Consider the following 4,881-nt stretch of genomic DNA (forward strand, 5'->3'; position numbering starts at 1 on the left):
GTGGGCGCCGGGCCCGCGTCAGGCGCCCGCCGGCACCCGATCGAGGAAGCCCGTCACGGCCCGCAGCCGGCCGTCCGGGGCGAGTTCGGCGAAGTCCGTGCCCTGCACCACGGGGTCGGTGCCCGCGGGGCCGAGATCCCAGGAGAAGCGGACGCTGGTGCCGTGGCCGTCCGGCTGTCCGGCGAGCGTGAAGCGGAAATCGGGGAACCTGGCCTGCACGCCGCCGATCAGGGCGGCGACGGCGTCATGCCCCCGTGCCTGCGACAGCGGGTCGCGATAGGCCGCGTCGTCCGCCCAGAGCGCGGCGACGAGGGCGCGGCGGCGGTCCGGATCGGCCTCGTTCCAGGTGGCGATGTAGCGGACGGCGATGTCCTGCGGGGTGGTGGTCGGCATCGGTTGGGTCCTTTCCCGGTTGGTGACGGCCCGACCTTTCCCCCGATCGCGGCCGCGCGCGATTACCTCGCAGGTCATGGGGCCGCGCGCCGGCGCGGGCTATGCTGCGTCATGCCCGTCATGACATCGGCGCCGTTGCACCCCGTCCGCCGCCCCGGCGGTTCCCCCGTTGCCGCCCCGGTCGGCGCGCTGCTGCGCGCGTGGCGACAGCGGCGGCGGCGCAGCCAGCTTGATCTCGCGCTCGATGCCGAGGTCTCGGCGCGGCATCTCAGCTTCGTCGAGAGCGGGCGGGCGCGGCCGAGCCGGGAGATGGTGCTGCGGCTGGCGGAGACGCTGGACGTGCCGCTGCGCGAGCGCAACGCGCTGCTGCTGGCCGCCGGGTTCGCGCCGGTCCATGCCGAGCAGCCGCTCGACGGGCCGGGGATGCGCGCGGCCCGGGGCATCGTCGAGCGCATCCTGCGCGCGCACGGGGCCAACCCGGCGCTGGCGGTGGACCGGCACTGGCACATGGTGGCGGCCAACGAGGCCGTGCCGCCCCTGCTGGCCGGGGTCGCCGACGCCGCACTGCTGCGTCCGCCGGTCAACGTGCTGCGTCTCAGTCTTCATCCCGGCGGGCTGGCGCCGCGCATCGCGAACCTGCCGGACTGGCGGGCGCATGTGCTGGACCGGTTGCGGCGGCAGGCCGAAGCCAGCGCCGATCCGGCATTGGCGGCGCTCTTGGCGGAGCTGGTGGCGCTCGGTTCCGCGGGCGAGGCGGCGGGGCGGGGGCCGTTCCAGCCCGGGGACGGCATCGCCGTGCCGCTCGAACTCGACACCGCGGCGGGGCGGCTGTCGCTGATCTCGACCACGACGGTGTTCGGCATGCCCACCGAGGTGACCGTCTCGGAGCTGGCGATCGAGGCGTTCTATCCGGTGGACGAGGCGAGCGAGCGGCGCTTGCGGCAGCTGCAACGAAGCGCGCCCGGAGGCGACGGCGCGGGGGCGTAGGGCCTTCAGCCGGTGTCGCGGTCGGCGTCGTCGTGGATCACCAGGACGTCCGCCGAGCCCGTCCGTCCATCGAGCCGGTCCGTGTCGGTGAAGATCATGTCGCCGTCCGGATGCAGACGGGGCGGCGGTGCTCGCGGCGAGCACCGGACCACGCCGCCGATGCCCGGGCCGCCGATGCATAATCGAGTGCCCGCGTGTCGGCGTGCGGAAGGCCGGCGGCCGGCGCCTCAGGGCCGGCAGGCTTCGCCCGAGACGGCTTCCAGCATGGCGCCCATCGCCCGGACGGAAGCGGCGGCTGCGTCCCCGGCATCGTGCCGGCGCGCGATCCAGAGCGGGTCGTTGTAGCCGAGGCGTACGACGCCCGCCTCGTCCGCCCAGCACAGGGCCTTGAGCGGCAGGTCGATGCCGGCGGTCTGGGACGCCTGCATCAGCGGCGTCCCACCCTTTGCCTGACCGAATACCAGGAGTTCCGTCGGTCGCAGGTCCATGCCCGCCTCCGTCGCGGCGGTTCCGTGATCGACACGGACGAATACCGTCATGCCGCGCGCAACGACGGCGGCGGCGAGGCGGTCCATCGTCTCGGCGACACTGTGGGCACTTGGGTGCGTGACGAGGCCATCAGGCATCACGGCATCAACTCCATCGACGGACGGGGCGGGCGGCCGCGTGCCGCGCCGCCGCGGGTCACGGTTGGGCGGCCCGGCGGGCCTCGACCTCCGCCATCTTGCGGGCGAGGTCGACGGGCACGAGGATGCCCTTCTGGAATAGGATATTAGCGAAGGCGGCGATCCAGCGCTCGTAGTAGCTGAGCTTGCCGATCATCTCCGCGCCTAGGGCCTCGACGCCCCGACGCTTTTCCTCGGTATTTATGATCTTGTGGAAATCGAGCACGTCGGCGAGCGCGTGGCAGCGCTTCTCCCAGGGTTCGAGGTCGTGCTCCGTGCGCGAGATCGCATCGCCTGAAAGCCCACCGAGGTCGGTGGGAAGGCGCTTCAGAAGTTCCTCGGAACCGGTCATCAGCGGGGCCTTTCCCGATCAGTGCTGACGTCGACCACCCCGATCATCGTGTCGCGAGTGACTAGCGCGGCGAGCGCGTCCTCGTCGTAAGCCTCGGTCCCCGGCGGCCGCTTCGGCAGCACGAGGTAACGGACCATGGCCGTGGAGTCGCTGACATGGATCTCCACGTCATCGGGGATGAGCGTGCCGAACTCGGCCAGCACGGCCCGCGGCTCCGTCACGGCGCGGGCGCGATAGGGTCGAAGCTTGTACCAGTCCGGCGGCAGTCCCAGGACGGGGCGCGGATAGCAGGAGCACAGGGTGCAGACGATGAGGTTGTGCACCTTATCGGTGTTTTCGAGCACGATCAGTTCGGTGTCGTCGTAGAAGCTGATGCCCAGCTCCTCGCAGGCCTTGCGGCCGTTGGCCAGCAGCCGCGCCTTGAATGCGGGGTCCGTCCAGGCGCGCGCCACCACTTTCGCGCCGAGCGCGGGCGTGCGGGAGTCCAGCACCTCGATCTGGCGGCGTATTTCGTCGGCGCCGATCAGCCGCCGTTCGATCAGGAGCTCGCGGACCGCGATTTCCATGATTTCGTAGTAGCCAAGCGGCGTGTCGTCGGCGATCGGGGCGTGGGGATGATCGTGGTCGTGATCTCGCCCATGGTCGTCGTCGTGTCCGTGCGCCTGGCCCATGGTCAGATCCTTTCCAGCCAGGTCTCGAAGACCTCCACGCGCACGCCGTCGCGCGGGCTGCCGACGTAGGTCGGCCAGAGCTCGGTCATCGCAACGGCGACACGGTAATAGTGCCGGCGCATTCCCGCGTTGCGTCCGTAGGCCTCGGCCTCGTTGTCGAGCATGGTCGGTTCGATGACCGCCTCGACCACCCCGGCCTTGCCGCGCAGATAGCGGGGCACGCGGTAATGGCCGATCGGCTCGCGGGTAAGGATGCGGACGCGGTCGCCGGCGGCCAGCACCGCCGCCTCGCCCAGCGCCAGTACGACGCCGGCACCGGCAGGACGCACTCGAACGGCGGGCGGGCTTGTCATCGCATCTCCGATCGAGCCGCTTGTGCTGCCGATTGTACGCCGCCGCGACCGGCTGCCCAAGGCGCGACGGCGCAAATCCTTTGCCGGACGGATCAACCTCCGCCCGTATCGGCCACGCTGCGCCCAGCGCTGCCGGGCACCCCCCGCGCGGACAGGGTCTTGCGGTCCGCGCCGGGAGGGAGGCCGAACCGCCGGTGATAGGCCCGGCTGAAGGCGGCTTCGGACTGATAGCCGACATGGTCCGAAATCAGCGCGACGGGATCGTGCGTCGCCAGGAGGCGATGCCGGGCCACGTTGAGGCGAAGATCGGCCAGAAAGCCGAGGGGCGTGCCGCCGGTCGCCCTGCGGAACTGACGCACCAGGGTCGCGCGCGAGGCGCTCGCCTCCGCCGCCAGTTCGTCGAGTGTCCAGGGGCGCCGGAGATCGCCGACGATTGCGGCCACCGCGCGCGCCGTCTGGGGGCGCTGCAACAGCGCCAGCACGCCTGGCGATTGACGACCCTGCTCGAAAGAGGCGCGCAGCACGACCACCATCAGCGCGTTCGCAAGGCTCGCCGCCACGGCGGCGGCGGCAATCCGGTCGTCGTCGAGCTCGGACCCGATGGTGTCGACGATCTCGCGCGCCCGCAAAGCATCGCGACTGTTATCCGACTGGAGAACTACGACGGCCGGCAGCGCCGCGAGGACGAGATTGTGGTGCGCGTGCTCGAAGATCAGGCGGCCGCAGATCAGCTTGGTGTCCGGGTCGCGGTCGACGTTGGTCTTGACCACGAGATGGTCATGGGCGCGCGGGCGTACCGCGAGGTTCGTGGCGGTTCCGGCCGCGCCTGGATATGCCCGGGTGACGTGCTGGTCGCCATGCGGCAGCACGGCGACATCGCCCGCGCTCAAAGCGATGGGCGTCCGCCCGGCGACGTCCAGCAGACACGTGCCCTGTATGACGATATGGAACGGCGCCGATCCGTGCGGCGCGTGGTCATGCGGGAAGGCCCATTGCGCGCCCAGCAGACAGATTTGCTGCAATTCCGGGCGCACCTGGAGCAGGTTCGCCAGTTGCCGGAACGTGTTGTCGGTCCCCGATGCCATGCGTCCTGCTCCCGGCCCGTCGTAGCGGCGGGACGCCGCCGCGAGGTCCCGTCGATGACGGGACCGCCGCGCGCGGCGCGGAATGCTGGGCCCGGGGCCCGGATACAGGCGAAGGCGACGACGCGCAACGCCGCAAGGCCCCGATGCACGGGCGTTTTGCCCGTGCCGTCGCCGCTTTCACCGGTCCGGGCTAGTGCGAGCCGGCGCCCTCCGTGCCGCCCGTGTCGACGTTGCCACTTTTGGTGCCGGCGCGGGCGCCGTGGCCGGCGCCGCTCGGCGGGGTGCCGGGGGGAGCGCCCGGGCCGTGCGCTGGGCGCTGCGCCGGCAGGGTGCTCGCCGAGGGGCCGGGGGGCAGCTTGCCGGTGCCGCCCGCGT

7 protein-coding genes and 1 pseudogene are annotated in these 4,881 nt (G+C 71.8%); 1 reads left to right on the top strand and 7 read right to left on the bottom strand.

What is annotated here, in order from left to right:
• Positions 1-18 precede the first annotated feature (18 nt).
• Positions 19-393, bottom strand: a complete 375-nt coding sequence (locus tag B8460_RS16465) for a nuclear transport factor 2 family protein (protein WP_048862701.1) — start codon at positions 391-393, stop codon at positions 19-21.
• 111 nt (positions 394-504) lie between these two features.
• On the opposite strand from B8460_RS16465, the gene B8460_RS16470 reads away from it, so the two are divergent.
• Positions 505-1,380: a helix-turn-helix transcriptional regulator gene (locus tag B8460_RS16470; protein WP_241771218.1), complete on the top strand. Its 876-nt coding sequence runs from the start codon at positions 505-507 to the stop codon at positions 1,378-1,380.
• Between the two features lie 227 nt (positions 1,381-1,607).
• Here the strand turns inward: B8460_RS16470 and B8460_RS16475 are convergent, their stop codons facing one another.
• From B8460_RS16475 to B8460_RS23100, 6 genes and pseudogenes are all read right to left on the bottom strand, one after another.
• A complete protein-coding gene (locus B8460_RS16475; protein ID WP_048862702.1) occupies positions 1,608-2,006 on the bottom strand; it encodes a DUF302 domain-containing protein in 399 nt (132 codons plus the stop codon).
• Positions 2,007-2,064: 58 nt separating this feature from the next.
• The gene (locus B8460_RS16480; RefSeq protein WP_048862703.1) at positions 2,065-2,397 is read right to left on the bottom strand and encodes an SH3-like domain-containing protein; all 333 of its coding nucleotides are present in this window, start codon (positions 2,395-2,397) and stop codon (positions 2,065-2,067) included.
• The gene (locus tag B8460_RS16485; protein ID WP_048862704.1) at positions 2,397-3,068 is read right to left on the bottom strand and encodes a nitrile hydratase subunit alpha; all 672 of its coding nucleotides are present in this window, start codon (positions 3,066-3,068) and stop codon (positions 2,397-2,399) included. The genes B8460_RS16480 and B8460_RS16485 overlap by 1 nt, the downstream gene beginning before the upstream one ends.
• A 2-nt stretch (positions 3,069-3,070) precedes the next feature.
• Positions 3,071-3,421, bottom strand: a complete 351-nt coding sequence (locus B8460_RS16490; protein WP_048862705.1) for an SH3-like domain-containing protein — start codon at positions 3,419-3,421, stop codon at positions 3,071-3,073.
• 92 nt (positions 3,422-3,513) lie between these two features.
• A complete protein-coding gene (locus B8460_RS16495) occupies positions 3,514-4,506 on the bottom strand; it encodes a cupin domain-containing protein (protein WP_048862706.1) in 993 nt (330 codons plus the stop codon).
• Positions 4,507-4,696: 190 nt separating this feature from the next.
• Positions 4,697-4,881: pseudogene (locus B8460_RS23100) on the bottom strand (hypothetical protein); the annotation flags it as partial.

Origin of the sequence: Acidisphaera rubrifaciens HS-AP3 (assembly GCF_000964365.1) — a bacterium.
Taxonomy (GTDB): Bacteria; Pseudomonadota; Alphaproteobacteria; order Acetobacterales; family Acetobacteraceae; genus Acidisphaera; species Acidisphaera rubrifaciens.